At 64.7% G+C, this 14,849-nt stretch carries 14 protein-coding genes and 1 pseudogene; 3 read left to right on the plus strand and 12 right to left on the minus strand.

Going from position 1 to position 14,849, the window contains the following annotated elements:
* The 10 genes and pseudogenes from WEB06_20610 to WEB06_20655 form a co-directional block, all read right to left on the minus strand.
* On the minus strand, window positions 1-1,216 hold a 1,216-nt coding region (locus WEB06_20610), incomplete at its 3' end, for an FAD-dependent monooxygenase (protein MEX2558022.1).
* A gap of 134 nt (window positions 1,217-1,350) precedes the next feature.
* Window positions 1,351-1,898 (minus strand): annotated as a pseudogene (locus tag WEB06_20615) (dihydrofolate reductase family protein).
* Between the two features lie 107 nt (window positions 1,899-2,005).
* Window positions 2,006-2,242 (minus strand): hypothetical protein, encoded by a 237-nt coding sequence (locus WEB06_20620; GenBank protein MEX2558023.1) that lies wholly within the window; start codon window positions 2,240-2,242, stop codon window positions 2,006-2,008.
* A gap of 312 nt (window positions 2,243-2,554) precedes the next feature.
* On the minus strand, window positions 2,555-5,104 hold the full coding sequence (locus tag WEB06_20625) for an FtsX-like permease family protein (protein ID MEX2558024.1): 2,550 nt from the start codon (window positions 5,102-5,104) through the stop codon (window positions 2,555-2,557).
* Window positions 5,101-5,811 (minus strand): ABC transporter ATP-binding protein, encoded by a 711-nt coding sequence (locus WEB06_20630; protein ID MEX2558025.1) that lies wholly within the window; start codon window positions 5,809-5,811, stop codon window positions 5,101-5,103. Before WEB06_20630 ends, WEB06_20625 begins: the two co-directional genes overlap by 4 nt.
* Window positions 5,808-6,371, minus strand: coding sequence for a PadR family transcriptional regulator (locus WEB06_20635; GenBank protein ID MEX2558026.1), 564 nt, complete (start codon window positions 6,369-6,371; stop codon window positions 5,808-5,810). The genes WEB06_20630 and WEB06_20635 overlap by 4 nt, the downstream gene beginning before the upstream one ends.
* Window positions 6,372-6,833: 462 nt before the next feature.
* Entirely contained in the window at window positions 6,834-7,616 is a 783-nt protein-coding gene (locus tag WEB06_20640) for a hypothetical protein (GenBank protein ID MEX2558027.1), read from the minus strand.
* Between the two features lie 9 nt (window positions 7,617-7,625).
* On the minus strand, window positions 7,626-8,072 hold the full coding sequence (locus WEB06_20645; protein ID MEX2558028.1) for a hypothetical protein: 447 nt from the start codon (window positions 8,070-8,072) through the stop codon (window positions 7,626-7,628).
* A gap of 132 nt (window positions 8,073-8,204) precedes the next feature.
* Window positions 8,205-8,420, minus strand: coding sequence for a hypothetical protein (locus WEB06_20650; protein MEX2558029.1), 216 nt, complete (start codon window positions 8,418-8,420; stop codon window positions 8,205-8,207).
* Window positions 8,421-9,195: 775 nt separating this feature from the next.
* A complete protein-coding gene (locus tag WEB06_20655) occupies window positions 9,196-9,750 on the minus strand; it encodes a hypothetical protein (GenBank protein ID MEX2558030.1) in 555 nt (184 codons plus the stop codon).
* A 414-nt stretch (window positions 9,751-10,164) separates the two neighbouring features.
* On the opposite strand from WEB06_20655, the gene WEB06_20660 reads away from it, so the two are divergent.
* A complete protein-coding gene (locus WEB06_20660) occupies window positions 10,165-10,476 on the plus strand; it encodes a hypothetical protein (protein ID MEX2558031.1) in 312 nt (103 codons plus the stop codon).
* 511 nt (window positions 10,477-10,987) lie between these two features.
* On the opposite strand, the gene WEB06_20665 is transcribed toward WEB06_20660, so the two are convergent.
* Window positions 10,988-12,016 carry an integron integrase gene (locus tag WEB06_20665; GenBank protein ID MEX2558032.1) on the minus strand — a complete coding sequence of 343 codons (1,029 nt, stop codon included), beginning with the start codon at window positions 12,014-12,016 and terminating at the stop codon, window positions 10,988-10,990.
* On the opposite strand from WEB06_20665, the gene WEB06_20670 reads away from it, so the two are divergent.
* Window positions 11,948-13,657: an FAD-dependent thymidylate synthase gene (locus tag WEB06_20670; protein MEX2558033.1), complete on the plus strand. Its 1,710-nt coding sequence runs from the start codon at window positions 11,948-11,950 to the stop codon at window positions 13,655-13,657. The genes WEB06_20665 and WEB06_20670 overlap by 69 nt on opposite strands.
* Before the next feature lie 24 nt (window positions 13,658-13,681).
* On the opposite strand, the gene WEB06_20675 is transcribed toward WEB06_20670, so the two are convergent.
* The gene (locus WEB06_20675) at window positions 13,682-13,819 is read right to left on the minus strand and encodes a hypothetical protein (protein MEX2558034.1); all 138 of its coding nucleotides are present in this window, start codon (window positions 13,817-13,819) and stop codon (window positions 13,682-13,684) included.
* Window positions 13,820-14,155: 336 nt separating this feature from the next.
* On the opposite strand from WEB06_20675, the gene dapA reads away from it, so the two are divergent.
* Window positions 14,156-14,849: 4-hydroxy-tetrahydrodipicolinate synthase (gene dapA / locus WEB06_20680; protein ID MEX2558035.1), on the plus strand; the 694-nt coding region annotated here is incomplete at its 3' end.

The following is a 14,849-nucleotide window of genomic DNA, read 5'->3' on the forward strand; positions in this document are numbered from 1 at the left end:
GGTCGAGGTCGGGCATGCGCCGTCCGAGCAGCGGATGGCCTTCGCCGAGGTCGTACTGGACGTCGAGGCCCGAGATCATCCCCGCGAAACGCTTGCGCGGCTCGTCGATGCCCAGGAGCTCGGACACGATCTCGCGCAAGGCCTCGAGACGTGCGTCGGCCGGGCGCATGAGCGCAGTTTGCGCCATCGTGTTGCGCAAGACGCGGGCGCCCACCGGGTGGCGCTCGGCATGATACGTGTCCAGGAGACTTTCCGGGGAGATCTCTTTGACAACTTGAGCCAGTTTCCATCCCAGGTTCACCGCATCCTGAACACCGATGTTGAGACCCTGTCCGCCTGCCGGGAAATGCACGTGTGCAGCGTCGCCCGCCAAGAGCACCCTTCCCTTCCGATACGACGCGGCCTGCCACGTCATGTCGGTGAACCGCGTGATCCACGTAGGGCTGTGGACCCCGTAATCGGTCCCGTAAACGGCGATGAGCGCCTCGCTGAGATCGCGCAAGGTCGGTTCGCCAGTCGCTCCGACGTGCCGTTCGGTCACCATGACGCCCACCGGCCCCTCGTCGGCGTAGATGATCTGGCCGTCGCGGATCTCGTACTCCATCCTGCCGAAGGAATGGGTGCCGAGTTCGTCTCGGTGGATGCCCAATGTCGGCTGCTCGGCGACCTCTACCTGGGCGAGCAGGGCACTCGTCGTCGGATCCCACCCGGGGAACTCGATGCCGGCTGTTTTTCGGACGAGACTGCGCCCTCCGTCGCACCCCACGAGGTATTTGGCGCGGAGCGAGTTGCCGTCCGACAGCGTGGCGTCGACGCCGTCGTCGTCCTGCTCGAACCCCGTCACGTCACGGCTCCGATAGATCGTCACGGGGAGCTCGTCGATCCAGCCGGCGAGGATGCGCTCGATGTGGTTCTGCCACAACCCGAGCCCGTAGTTGTGTCGGGTGGGAAAGTCGCTGATGTCCAAACGGTTGAAGGCGAAGCCTTGGACCTGAGCCACCTGTCCCTCCGCCAAGAACCGTTCGGCGATCCCCCGCTGATCGAGAACCTCGATCGTTCGGGAGTGCAGGCCGCCCGCACGCGAGCCGGGGAGGTCCGGAGTCGCGCGCCGCTCGACGATGGCAACGTCGATGTTCGCCAACGCCAACTCGCCCGCCAACATCATCCCCGTCGGACCGCCTCCCGCGATCGTCACCGCATGCTTCGTCTTAGACATGCCTCGCTGCTCCCCTCAGTAGTTCTGAATTTGCGGGGTGCGATTATGCGGCGCGCCATGGGGCTTGCCGCAAGCCCCCCTCGGGGGTGTAAATTGATAGTGGATGCGACGGCTCGGGCTACCAAGCCCGATGGCTACCTTCTCGGCTCGTACCGCATCGCTACGGCCCCCGAGCCGAACTCCAGCCGGCTCACGAGCTTCAAGTCGATGCGCTTCGATAGCCCCGCGAACAACGTCGGCCCGTGGCCCACGAGCCTGGGCTGCACGACGAACTCGTACTCATCGATCAATCCCAGCTCCGCCAACGCCAGCGGGAGCTTCACGCCTCCCACGAACAGTCCCTTACCCGACTCCCGCTTGAGCTCCTGAACGGCCTCGCCCAGATCCCCGCGCACGAGCTCCGCGTTCCAATCGACCCGCTCCAAGGTGCTGGACACGACGTACTTCTTGGCCGCGTCGATCGTCCGGGCGAAGGGTTCCATCCAGTCAGGTCTGGTTCCCGCCGGCGCCGGCGACCGCCACGCCGCCTCCATCATTTCGTAAGTCACCCTGCGAAGAGAAGGGCATCGGCCTGACTGAGGTTCTCGACCGCGTGACGATGCAAGTCTTCGTCCGCGAAACCTTCACGATGATCGCAGCACCCATCCAACGTGACGTTGATGGAATACCGAATGGGTCGCATTTCGTGCTCCTTAAGCCGGCTAACGACCCTGCGGCTCATCGGCGCCGAGCCGCGCTTGCGCGGCTGGCGTCCGTTGCAGCCGCGAGTTAGACAGTGAGTCCAGATCCTCATGTTCCCCTCTGGAACCTCTTCATGATGATCCCCACAACGCCAAGCACGAAGGCGACCACGGCTGCGAACGCGAACAGCGCTCCGACCGCTCCGAGTATGGCGCCCGACTCCAACGCCTCTCCGGGCAGAGCAGTAACACCCCAGCCAATCAGCAACAAAGCCGCCGAGAGTACAACATTGCGTAGAGCGCGATCGATAAGCCGGCGAAGCAACGAGGGTCGCGGCGCACCCATCTGTCTAACTCCTACCTATCGGACCCGGATCACGATCCACCTGGTCAAGATAACCCTCGGGCCCGGCCCGACCGTGGGCTTTTGACTCCGTTGCCACCTGCAGGTTCACGCCCCGGACACACGCGGGGCGGCCGGGATAATGCCGAAAGGATCGCGGCGGCGCGCGTCGCCCGGCGGACGGCATTCCGGCCACCGACTGGTGGAGGCTGGCGCTGGCGTCTCGATGCCGGCAAGAGGCGGTTCGTAGCGGGAGCGGGAGTTCCATCATGTTGCACGCCACATCAAAGCGCCCCAACATTTTTCCTGGAGCGGTTACCAGGCAGGCTGCAGCAGGGCGCGCGACGGCGGCTGTCGTGAGAATGCTGCGGCGATCAGTCCTGCGACAAGCGGCGCGCCGACCATGACGATACCGATGACGTCCCACGGCACCACGATCGGCTGGTTCTGCGTTCGTGCCACTTCGACGATCGCGACCGGTAACAATCCGGCTGGTACAGCGAGGATGCCGGCCAGCGCCGTGACGAAGAACGCGTTTGCGGCGACGGTCCGGCGGCGCATCCCGAGACCGGCGCCAAGGGCGACGACCAGCGCGTACTCACGCCGCGACTCTGCTGCGACCAGAGCGACCGCGACCCCGATGATGATGAGCGCGACGAAGGTCGCGGCGGCTGTGATCAACAACCGAACGGGCGTCGCGTGGAACATGAAGTTCTCGCGCGACGTCGCGTAGGTGCCCTCGCACCTCGAGATCGCACGCTGCACGCGACCGATCTCTTCGTCGCTCAGCGCGTGGGGCGCGCGCAACAGCCCGGCTGAGGCGAGACCGGGGCGTAGCCCATAGCGCGAGGCCGCCTGCTCTGAGATGAAGTAGCGGGGGACCTCGCCTTCGTTCGTCTGCTTCGGGCGACCGACGGCAACGGCCGGCACATCGATCCCTCCGCTACTGCCGGCCTCGTCGTCCGCGGAGAGGATCGTCAGCGAGTCACCCTCCACGGCGGCGCGAACTGCGACGATCTTTCCTTCTTGGAGTGGCGCGATTCCTGCTACGGCGTCGATGGCGCGAAGCACAGCCGCGTCACCGATGGCGAGCGAGCCCGATTCCGATTCGAAGACGCCGGTCTCAACCTCGATCTCAGGGCCTTGGACATACCACGGCACGACCTCATCGGCCGCTGCTCCAGGACGTGTCGATGGCGACACCGCGTTCCGGATCGCCGCCACGACCGATCCCGGGATCGCCTCACGGGCCGTGGAGAGGATCTCTCGATGCTCGTCTGGGGCCTTGTCGTTGGCGCCGGAGAGCAAGAGTTGATGATCGCCGATCGGGATGCGCCGGTCGTTGAACGCCTCGTCGCTTCGGGTGTACGCCGCGATCGCGACGGGCGCTGTCAACGCCAGCGTGGCAGCCGCGACGGCGGCGCCGGTGCGTCGTCCGTGGCGCGCCGTCTGTCGTGCGGCCAGCCGGAGGGACGCCGGCAGCCGCGCCGGCAGCCGGCCCACGGAAGAGACGAGAAGTGGGATCGCGAGCAGGAAACCGATCAGCGTGATCACGAACGCCACGGCGAGGATCTTCTCTTGCCGCCAGGCGGCACCTGCAGCGGCGAGCGTCCCGCCTGCGACGATCACGATCAGTCCGCGCCGCGCCAACCGTCCCGCGGGCTTCGGCTTCGGAATGCGGCCGGCCAGCGCGTCGACCGTCGTCACCCTGGCGGCGTGGCGGGCCGGTCCGAGCGCGGCCAGAGTGGCGGCCACCGTCCCGAGAGCCAGCGCCCCCGCGATCGCAGCCCACGGCACGCGCACGGGTCCGGCGACGCGGCCGACGAGGAGGTCGATGTGCGGCGTCACGGCGTAGGCGACCGCCACGGCGACGGCTACACCGACCGCGGACCCGACGGCCCCCATCAACGTTCCGCCCCATAGAACGATGGCGCGCGCGTGACTGCCGTCTCCGCCGGCCACACCGACGAGACCGAGCGTTCGAAGTTGACGGCGAGCGCCGACGGCGAACGCGGCCGCGGCGATCAATCCGGTGCCGAACAGCGCGCCGACCGCCCCACCGAAGGCCGCGCCGGTCAATGTGAGCCGCTCTGTTCGGTATTGATCGAGGATGAACTGACGCGTGGTGAATCCGAAGCGACCCGTCCCTTCGAACTCCGTCCTCGCTAGATCTGGGACCGCCTCCTGCGGCGTCACGTGGGGCGGCAGATCGATCAGCCAATCGACAGGGAAGACGTCTCGCTCGCTCCACTGGCTAGGGTGCTTCGCCTTGGTGGTGGCGGCCGCGCGGTCAAGGGTGTGGGGACCGACAAGGAACGTCAGGTTCCGCAGCTCCTCTCGAAGAGCGGCGAACCCGACGACGCGAAGCGCGATCTCGAACTCGTCGATCCTCAACTCGTCTCCGACCTCAACATCGAGGATCCGGGCGAGCCGGGGATGCAAGGCGGCTTCCCCCTCCGACTGGGGCATGCGGCCCTTCAGGGTGATGTACCGCGCGCGCAGTGGAGGCTGGTCGGCGGGCGCGGAGGTCTCGACGATGTTTAGTCCGTACTGCCCCCCGTCGATGATCCGCGTGAAGTTGAGCGCGCGCGAATACGTCACCCGCGATCCAGGTGGAAGCGCCTGTTGCACCTCGTCTACCGTGAGGTCGTGCGAGTAATAGTTGATGCCCAGGTCTGCGGAACCGAGCTGCGCGGTCACCTTGTCTTCCGCCCCAGGCAGCGCGGATTGGATGACGAAACCACTGGCGGCGAGCGCCGCGATCGGGAGGCCGACGAGCGCGATGATCAGCGCCGTCCGCGCCTTCGCGCGGCGCGCCTGACGCCAAGCTATGCGGGCCGCTGCGCGGTGCTCCGAAAGCGTCATCGGGAGCTCAGGAGCGTCTCCGGCCCCGGCCGCGCCTCCGTCTGATCGACGATCCGGCCGTCGCGCAGGAAGATCACGCGATCGGCCCATGCCGCGAAGCGCGCGTCGTGCGTGACGAGCACGCCGCCCCCGCCCCCGTCGCAGTGGTCGCGCATCAGCCGAAGCACCGTCTCGCCGGTGACCGTGTCGAGCGCCCCGGTCGGCTCGTCGGCGAGCAACAGGATCCTGTCGCCGACGGTCGCACGCGCGATCGCGGTACGTTGCTGCTCGCCGCCGGAGAGGTCCTCCGGGAAACGATCGGCCAGATCGCGCAGCCCAACGCTCTCCAGCGCGCGTAACGCCTGCGCGCGTGCGTCGCGAAGCGAGACGCCGTCGAGTTCGAGAGGAAGCGAGACGTTCTCAGCGGCCGTCAATCCGTCGATCAAGTTGAACTGCTGGAACACGTAGCCGATGCGACGGCGCCGCAGCCGCGCGAGCTGAGCAGCCTTGAGCGTGCCGAGTTCGGTCCCCTCGACCAGGACCGCGCCAGATGTCTGGTGGTCGAGCCCGCCGGCGATCGACAGGAGGGTCGTCTTGCCCGACCCGCTCGGGCCCATGACGGCGACGAGCTCGCCCGGCGAGACCGTGAGGGTCGCGTTCGAAAGCGCCTGCACGGCCGTGTGTCCGGACCCGTGGATGCGGGTCACGTCGCGCATCTCGAGGATCATCGGCGTACCTCCGTTTCGTCGTGTGCCGGCTCGGCGGCGCGTCGCGGCCTCACGCGCGCGCCGTGGAGCCGGGCCTCGCATGCGTCCAGCCATCGGACGCGCGCCTCGGCCTGGAAGATCAAAGAGTCGATCAGGAAGTGCCACCCGAGCGTTTCGTCGCCGTCCGTGTCGCGCTTCAGCCGTGTGTAGTCCTGCAGCTGCCGAACCGCGGCCTTGCGCTCGGCCTGGATGACATCGACGACGTTAACGTGGTCGAGCCCGACCGACATGATGAGTTTCAGCACGAGCTCGTCGCGGTCCGGCGCTGGGCGTTCGGATGCCTCGGTCAGCCAGTCACGCAGGCGGCGACGGCCCGCGGCGGTGATGACGTAGGTCTTGTCGCCGGAGGCCTCGCGCTGCCGGACGAGGCCGTCGCGCTCGAGTCGCGCGAGGGTCGTGTAGACCTGGCCGACGTTGAGGGGCCAGATCGCGCCGGTGCGCGCCTCGAACTCGTTCTTGAGCTGCAGTCCGTAGGCAGGCCGCTCGTCGAGGATCGCGAGGATGCACATCGGTACCGACATCGCGTCCCTTCCCCCCCAGAGAGTATACCGAGTATACTCACGCGACCCCCGCCGTCAAGAGGGGTTTAGGCCGCACCCTCGCACTCGAAGGGTCCGAACGCCGTGTACTTGCCCGAGTGATTGGTCGCACCTGCTTGCGACCTACAGCGATGCGGCTTATTTGCGATCGGCGCCGAGCCGCGCTTGCGCAACGGCGGTGTGATCACGTGCCCTTCGCCCGCAAGAAGTTCGAGGTCGCGCGCATTCTGATCGAGTGGGCTGAAATCGCTGGCTCAGGACATTCCATCGATGACGCGAAGCACCGCGAATACTCCGTTCCATGCACCTGAAACAGATTCTTGAGCATCGCGTTTCGCGAGCCAGCATCATGGCTGTTTAACGACCCTGCGGCTCATCGGCCGTGATCCGCAGCGAAGCGCGGACGCGGTCCGTTGCAGCCGCGAGTTAGCCGGAGTTGCGTCCTCATAGCTCATACTTGGCGATGACGTTGTCCACCAGATCTTCGATGAAGCTTACGACCTTCGAGTCGCCCACCTGAATAGTTGCGGGGTGGGCGCACGAATTTCTGGTTCCCAACTTCTCCTCCAGAATCTTTCTCACGTCGTTTGTGATGATCTTCGCAGACCGGCAAACCTCGATGAAAGCCGCGTCCTTGATATCGCCAAAGTCATCTCGCGCCGCGATGGAGAGTTGAGAGAGCTTGTCAGATCGCCTCGTGAGCGCGGCATTGAAGTCGGCGCACTTCTTGGTAAGAACATACTCTTGCATGTGATCTACGGTCGCAAGCCACACCATAACGATGGTCGCTCGCCTAGCCTCCACGCCTAAGCAGGCGATCGCCTCAGCCAAGAACTCTCTGCGGATATCATCGTCGATCTTAGCTATCGTTCGTTTCAGATAGGGAAGGGCTGCGTCGAGAAAGGATCCTAGGACTTCCGAGCTGGCGGTGGTCTCCGGAAGTATGGCCTCGACCTCCGTCTGTCCGTGGATAGATAGCGAGTACCTATTCGGGGTCCTGCTCCTGATGATGGGTGTCTGCCTTCCTTTGGAGAGAGCTTTCAGAAGCTGGCTCAGATCACCAGGGACACGCAACATGGCTTCCTGAAAGCAAGCGCGGATCTCTGTCGACCCAAACTCAGCTTGACCCTTGTACTTCCGAAGGTAGAAGGCGAAGAGAAGAATCTTCGATTTGCGCGAGAAATCCCCATGCTTGGGGAACTGCGCCAGGAATTCGAGAGAGGTCATTGACCTCGCCTACATCGAGGCCAACACTTCTTCCGCGGTTAGAGTAAGGGAGTACTTCTTTCCGTGCTTCCGCAGCAGTCCCTGCTTCACCGCATTGCTGAAGTACTGCGCGTGAATGTCCTTCGACAGCCTGGCCTGCTTCGCGATCGCGTTCACTTCGGTGGGGCTGAACTCCGATTTCCCCTCGAACTCTTCTAGATAACGAGCAAAGATGAGCAGCTGAGATAGGCCATCCGTTTTGCCCTTTGACCTATAGAACTCGGCAGGCGCGGGAGCTTTTCCAGACGTGGGCTCGCTCTTTGGCTCTTCAAGGAGTCGTTGCTTCAAACTTGTGCTCGTTGGAGTGTATACGGAGCCGATCCGCTGGTAGAACTCCTTAATTTGCTTGCCTATGAACTGGTCGGAGCCTTCGGCCTCGAGTTCGTTATCGCCATGCCGAATCCGGACCCTGCTCATAGGCCTTCCCCCTGTTCCATCACCACTCAAAACCCATCCCTTCCGCCTGCCGGCTAACGACTTGGCGGCTTAACGGCCGCGAGTTAGCCCGCCTGCTCACCGGAGCGCAGGCCTTGATGACTAGGTAGGGCACTATGGGAAAAGCACATCCCCAAGATCAGGCGCAATGAGAACAGCACCGATAACCACAAGGATCACGCCGATCAAGTACGCCTGGTCTTCAATCCTGCCAATGGCATCCCAGATTCCACCGGTCAACTGGATGTCACCCGTTTTGCGTGCCCGCAGAAAAATCAGTGCGAGTCCCGCCACAATCAGAAGGAGCCCGACGAAGTTGCGGACATCCATGGCAATCCCCCCTCCGAATCATTGCGAGGACTCTACTCCTCCTGGGCCAGATAATGCATCAGAGTGCCGGCTAACGACCCTGGCGTTCAGCCGACACGAGCGTAGCGAGTGGCCGGCTGCAACGCCGAGTTATGCCTCAATCGCAACCACATCGAGAACTCGCTGGCACGGGCAACTACTCCTTCGGCGGAAGAGGGGGGCCCAAGGGAGTCGATCCGTGGCGTTTCATCATCTCGACAAGCTCGTCCCGCGTTGGAACAGGTTCGCTCGGCGGTGGGAGGGTGAGTGACCGTGCTGGCGTGGCTGCTTCGCGAAAGAACTCCTCCGTACCGGCTGGACCGAACATGAGGAGTATTCGCGCGTCGTCCGAGTCAGCCGTGAACTGGTGTCCCACGCGTGGAGGTGTGTACACCAGCGACCCGGGGCCGGCCTCGACGATGTTGTCGTCGTACCGGAGGCGAAATTGGCCGGACAGAACGATGAAGAACTCAGAGTCACGCTCATGGGAGTGCAGCGGTGCGCCAAATCCCTTCGGCAGTCGGAGCTCGAAGGCCGCGAAGCGGCCGTCGGTCTGAGCGGCCGTGGCCCTCAAGATCCCGAGCGCGCCGTTGAACCATATGGCCTCCCCATCATCGGGCCCCAAAGCGTAGGGACCGCTTACGTCTGGAAGAGACATCTCCGCACCTCCCTTGAGAACTGTCGGTAGGCATAACGACCCTGCGGCTCAGCGGCGCCGAGCCGCCCCTGCGCGGCTGGCGTCCGTTGCAGCCGCGAGTTAGCCAGCGCGATCATCCGGTCCATTCTTCCGCGTCCCGATGGTCATTTCTTCAGCGTCCACAGAGGCATCGATATCGCCACGCCGAAGGCGAACCACAAAGCCCGCCGTCGGTTCGACCCAAAGCCGAAAAGTAACACCTTGATCCGCCTTGAGTCCCATAACGTCAGCAACCCAGCACTCGTATCCGTTGACGACCTCGACCCCCACAATCCTGCCGCGCTCATCGGCCATTTTTGACTGGAGAAAAGGATGAGCATCCAGTCCTACGAGGCGGTGTCCCGCGAGCATCGACTTCACCCAACTGTTTGCGGCCACGTTACCACTGTGCCGGATCACATCCCCGCCGTCGACCATCACGGCGAACTTGCCCGTGCTGTTCAGCTCGATTGCCGCCCCGTCGTCGATGTACCAGAAGCCTTCCCCGTCGTACACGACAGACGCGACCCGGACGACCTGACCTTGATTTCGTTCTACAAGCCGCGCCCTAACGGGTGGCTTCGGATGAGAAATCATTCGGTCGCGTACGGCGGCGAAGTCGACGGGCTCGAGCATTCCGCCAGTCCTAGTCTCATCCATTGCCGATGCCTGGCTAACGACCCTGCGGCTCATCGGCGCCGAGCCGCGCTTGCGCGGCCGGCATCCGTTGCAGCCGCGAGTTATACAGCGACGCTAAGGGCGGACTGCTCGGATGTGCAAGAAGCATGGAACTCGACTCCATCGCGCGGATTCCGGATGGGGTCCCGCGTCTTCAAGGTTCGGCCTTGGTTCCCGCATGGCCTCAATCCCGAAGCCCGCCTGCTCAAGGGCAACCGCGTAGGTTTCGAGCGAACGGTGAACCGCGGGAAGCTCCAATTCCATTCCAGTGTGTTGACTTCGCCACGGCCAAGGCCGCGAGTCAAAATACGAGGTGAGCGTGAATGCACTGTCCGCCCGCTTGCTCACGAAGCGACCCGCCGAACGGATCGGATGAGCAATCGCGATGCAGAAGCGCCCGCCGGCGACCAGCACCCGGGCGACTTCCCCGACCGCACCCTCCAGGTCTTCGATGTCCTGAAGCGACATGAAGGCGACAACCAGGTCCATGCTGTTGCCCGCCACAGGCAGCCGACTCACATCCCCTACAGCGACAAGTTGTCCACCGGCCTCGTGGGCAAGAGCCGCCAAGGTCGGAGACGCGTCGACAGCAACAACGCGGTAACCGCGTTCGGCGAGGAGTCGCCCAACTCGACCCTCACCACAGGCGAGATCGAGAGTCACGCCGCTCGGTCCGGGAAGTAGCTCCAAGAACCGAGGACCGTTGAACCGCCAGAAGAAGTGGTCATGCTCAGCCGACCGTGCAAACCGAGCCCACCCCTCTGCCTTCTCCTCCCAAGCAGAATCAACGCTCACTGTCGACCCGACCGATCCCTCAAACCCAACATACGCCGCCTGTATAACGACCCTGCGCCGAGCCGCGCTTTGCGCGGCCGGCGTCCGTTGCAGCCGCGAGTTAGACAGCACGCCAGCTCGGTCATCGTATGGACAAGGTATCACCGGCGAGCTCAGTCGAGGAGGAGACTGAATCCAACGAGGGCGAACGAAATCACAGCGAAAGCGATACCGAACCCCCATCCGAGTCGTGCGAACGGGCCGAGCAGGATCGGGTGCCTCCAGAAGCTCATCTCGGGATGACGCACGCCCGTCACTCCCAACCAAACCAGCCCTGGAATCACAGCAAGACAAAGAGCTCCAACGAGTCTGATCATCCCGGAGTGTTGAACGACTGCTGGCTCATGCGGCTGTCTAACTCCTACTTATACGGACCTGCATAAGCGTCCTCCTGGTCAAGATAATACGGTGGACCGCCCTGTAGGAGGGCACGTTTCTTCCGCTGACCAGCGAATGTCTCGCCGGGCTCGATCCCGTCGGTCGGGATATCGTGCGACCGGGGCTCAGCGTGTGCGGCGAGGCGATCGAGAGGGCTGTGCACTCCTAAGCCTCCACGATTCAGGACATGTGTGTAGATCATCGTTGTGCGGACGTCCTGGTGACCGAGGAGTTCTTGGACGGTACGGATGTCGTATCCGTCCTCGAGCAGGTGGGTCGCGAACGAGTGGCGGAAAGTATGAGTCGTTGCGTGCTTGGCGAGGCCGGCGGAACGAGCCGCCCGGCGAACTGCCTTTTGAACGACCGACTCGTGAAGATGGTGCCGATGCTCGATACCGGTATCGCGATCCCGGTAATGCGACGTTGCCGGGAAGACCCACTGCCATCCCCATTCGCGATCGGCCGCTGCGTACTTGCGCCGCAAGGCGAACGGCAGCGGCACGCGGCCTCGTCCGTGTGCGAGATCGGCCGCATGTTGGCGGCGAACGCCGTGGAGGTGCTCAGCGAGGGCCGGCTTGATCGATGCGGGCAGCATCGTGACCCGGTCTTTCGCGCCCTTGCCGTCGCGGATCAAGATCTCACCTGATCCGAAGTCCAGGTCCTTGACGCGGAGCGAAAGTCCCTCCGTGAGGCGCACCCCGGCTCCGTAGAGCGTCATGCAGACGAGCCGGGGAACGCCATCCATCTCTCCGAGGACGCGTCGGACCTCGTCACGGGTCAGCGCTACGGGTAATCGCTTCGGCCGGGTCGCGCGTACGATCCCCTCGACATGATCGAGCGGTTGCTCGAGGACGTGCGTGTACAAGAACAGCACAGCGGCGAGCGCTTGGTTCTGCGTTGAGGCGGCGACCTTCCGGCTCACCGCCAGGTCGCTGAGGAACCCATGCGCGGGGGCGTGGCGTCCACGTACCGGATCGTAGAGGCGGCGCAGTGCATCGACGACTCCGGGCAGAGCGCGAAGAACCGGTCAGACGCGCATGTTAGGCTCCGCGCCGTGACCCATCCGTACTTCGTCGAGGAGTTCACGCCCGAGGAGCGGGCCGTTCTCGAGCGCCACTTCACCAACGTCGACCGGCCCGTTTTCGCGATCGTCAACCTCCCCGAGATCGTCAAGGGCGCCCTGTTCGCGCGCTATTCGCGCACGAAGAAGTCCCTCCGGCGTCTCTTCCTCGATGAGTTCTACGACGGAGAGTCGGGTGCTCCCATCGACGAGGTCGGCGCCGCCAAGGCGGAGGAGCTCTACGACCGTATCTTCATCGAGTACGGCGACGATTCCGTGGCGCAGCTCGGCGGCGCGCACGTCGCCGTCGAGCAGTGTTCGAACGTGCTCACGAAGATCATCGAGCGCGGGCGACTGGCCGGCTACCTGGAACACTCGACGCGCTACGTCCCCTACGACGACCGGCCAGGCGGACGCTGGCGCTACTACGAGGAGCCGGCGATCGCGGCCTCCAGGCATGGGCCCGCCTATCGCGAGACGATGGACGGCATCTTCGAGCTCTACGTAAGCTCGGTCGAGCCGACGGTGGCGGCCTTCGGCAAACGGTTCCCGAAGACCCCCGATGATCCGGACCGCGTCTACACGGCGACGATCCGGGCCAAGGCGCTCGACGCGCTCCGCGGGATGCTCCCGGCCTCGACGGTGTCGAACCTCGGCGTGTACGCGGCCGGGCAGGCCTACGAGATGATGCTGTTCCGTCTCCTCGCCTCACCCTTGGATGAAGCGCAGGCGGTCGGGCAGATGATCCTCGAGGAGCTCCGCAAGGTGATCCCTGCGTTCCTCGTGCGCGTGGACCAGCCGAACCGGGGAGGCGAGTGGATCGAGCACCTTCGGTCGACGCGCGAGCGGATGCGCTCGCTCGCGGGCGAGTTCCTGGCGGATGAGGAGCCCGATCCGGCTCCGCTCGTGCGCCTGACCGCGTGGGAGCCCGATGCGGACGAAACCCTCGTCGCTGCGATGCTCTACCCCTACAGTGATCTGCCGGAGGAGCGGCTGCTCGAGCTCGCCCGGAAGATGTCCGTGGAAGAGCGGCTGCGGGTGTTGCGCACGTACGTCGGCGAGCGGCGGAACCGCCGGCACAAGCCGGGGCGCGCGTTCGAGCGCGTCTGGTATCGGTTCGACGTCCTCGGGGACTACGGTGGCTTCCGCGACCTCCAGCGTCACCGGATGCTCACCATGGAATGGCAGGACCTCTCCTCGAAGCACGGGTACGACATACCGGAGGAAGCGGAGGAGATGGGGTTCGCGCCGGCGTTCCGCGAGGCGGCGGATCGTTCCGCCGAGCTATGGGAGCGCGTGCATCCCGATCTGCCCGACCAGGCGTCCTACACGGTTTGCATGGCGTACCGCATTCGATACGTCATGCAGATGAATCTCCGAGAGGCCTTCCACCTGATCGAGCTCCGCTCGTCCCCCCAGGGGCATCCGGCGTACCGCAAGGTCGCGCACGAGATGTACCGGCAGATCGCCGAGGTCGCGGGGCACCGCACGGTGGCCGAGCTGATGGGGTACGTGGACCTCGGTTCGGTAGACCTGGAGCGGCTCGAAGCCGAACGCAGGGCGGAGCGGAAGCGGCAGGAAAAGGCGAAATAGAACGGTGAGGCGAGAAGCCGGGCGTTACTCTTGGATGGGCTCGACCGCGTCGCTTGGGCAGAGCCACATCACGTCCGCGTCCGAAGCGACACGCTCTTCGATCATCTCGATCGCGTGCCGAACGGCGGCGGTGGGTTCCTCCGTCAGTACCCAGGTGACCATTGGCTTCTCCTCTCCTCGGCGCAACATTTCGTTGCCGCCAGCGTGCTTCCTTCTGGCGAGGTCGGGATTTTTCTCACCGACCCCGGGGATTCATGTCTCAAACCGGTACAACACGCTCTACCGGGTGTTCCTCGTGCTCCATGAAGTCAACGACGGGGCTGACCTGCGGCTACGGGCGGCGCGACCCTTGCCGCAAGGTTCCGGTGTGCGACGTTGCGTCGCTTCGAGAACGATTTCGGGGGAGCTCGAGCCGAAAAGAGTCCTGCTGATCCGCGCGAATCGTTATGATTCGGTCGCGCAATTCTCCGACACGGCCGCGACGACAGCGAGGTGACCATGGAGCTCGGAAGGGTCATCACCGCCATGGCGACGCCGTTCCGAAAGGACGGCTCGCTCGACCTCGAGGGCGCGCGCCGGCTGGCCGGCCACCTCCTCGATCACGGCAGCGACGGGCTCGTCGTCGCCGGCACGACCGGCGAGTCTCCCACATTGACGCACGAGGAGAAGCGCGACCTATGGGCGGCCGTGGCGGAGGTCGCGCGCGGCCGAGCCCCACTCATCGCCGGGACGGGGACGTACTCGACCGCCGAATCGATCGAGCTCTCGCAGACCGCCGAAGAGGCGGGGGCCGACGCGCTGCTCGTCGTCACCCCGTACTACTCCAAGCCGCCGCAATCGGGTCTGGCCGCTCACTTCAAAGCGATCGCTGCGTCGACGGCGCTTCCGATCGTGCTGTACGACATCCCCGGTCGCACAGCCCGCAAGATCGAGCACGCGACGCTGCTCGAACTTGCGGAGGTTCCCAACATCGTCGGGGTCAAGGACGCAGCCGCTGATCTCGCCGGAACGGCGAAGCTCGCCGCGGAAGCTCCCGGTTTCCGCATCTGGTCGGGCGACGACGCGCTTACCCTTTCGATGCTCGCGGTCGGCGCGGTCGGCGTCGTGAGCGTCGCGTCGCACATCGTCGGTCACCGTTTGGCCGAGATGGTGGCAGCCCATGACAAAGGGGACGTCGAGGGCGCCGCGCAGA

It is taken from the genome of Actinomycetota bacterium (assembly GCA_040905475.1).
Classification (GTDB): Bacteria; Actinomycetota; AC-67; order AC-67; family AC-67; genus DATFGK01.

Bases quoted from the DNA above. Each gene is read 5' to 3' on its own strand.
- WEB06_20620 (MEX2558023.1), bottom strand. From the start codon at position 2,242: ATGGGTGCGCCGCGACCCTCGTTGCTTCGCCGGCTTATCGATCGCGCT.
- WEB06_20625 (MEX2558024.1), bottom strand. From the start codon at position 5,104: ATGACGCTTTCGGAGCACCGCGCAGCGGCCCGCATAGCTTGGCGTCAG.
- WEB06_20630 (MEX2558025.1), bottom strand. From the start codon at position 5,811: ATGATCCTCGAGATGCGCGACGTGACCCGCATCCACGGGTCCGGACAC.
- WEB06_20635 (MEX2558026.1), bottom strand. From the start codon at position 6,371: ATGTCGGTACCGATGTGCATCCTCGCGATCCTCGACGAGCGGCCTGCC.
- WEB06_20640 (MEX2558027.1), bottom strand. From the start codon at position 7,616: ATGACCTCTCTCGAATTCCTGGCGCAGTTCCCCAAGCATGGGGATTTC.
- WEB06_20645 (MEX2558028.1), bottom strand. From the start codon at position 8,072: ATGAGCAGGGTCCGGATTCGGCATGGCGATAACGAACTCGAGGCCGAA.
- WEB06_20650 (MEX2558029.1), bottom strand. From the start codon at position 8,420: ATGGATGTCCGCAACTTCGTCGGGCTCCTTCTGATTGTGGCGGGACTC.
- WEB06_20655 (MEX2558030.1), bottom strand. From the start codon at position 9,750: ATGCTCGAGCCCGTCGACTTCGCCGCCGTACGCGACCGAATGATTTCT.
- WEB06_20660 (MEX2558031.1), top strand. From the start codon at position 10,165: ATGAGCAATCGCGATGCAGAAGCGCCCGCCGGCGACCAGCACCCGGGC.
- WEB06_20670 (MEX2558033.1), top strand. From the start codon at position 11,948: ATGCGCGGGGGCGTGGCGTCCACGTACCGGATCGTAGAGGCGGCGCAG.
- WEB06_20675 (MEX2558034.1), bottom strand. From the start codon at position 13,819: ATGGTCACCTGGGTACTGACGGAGGAACCCACCGCCGCCGTTCGGCAC.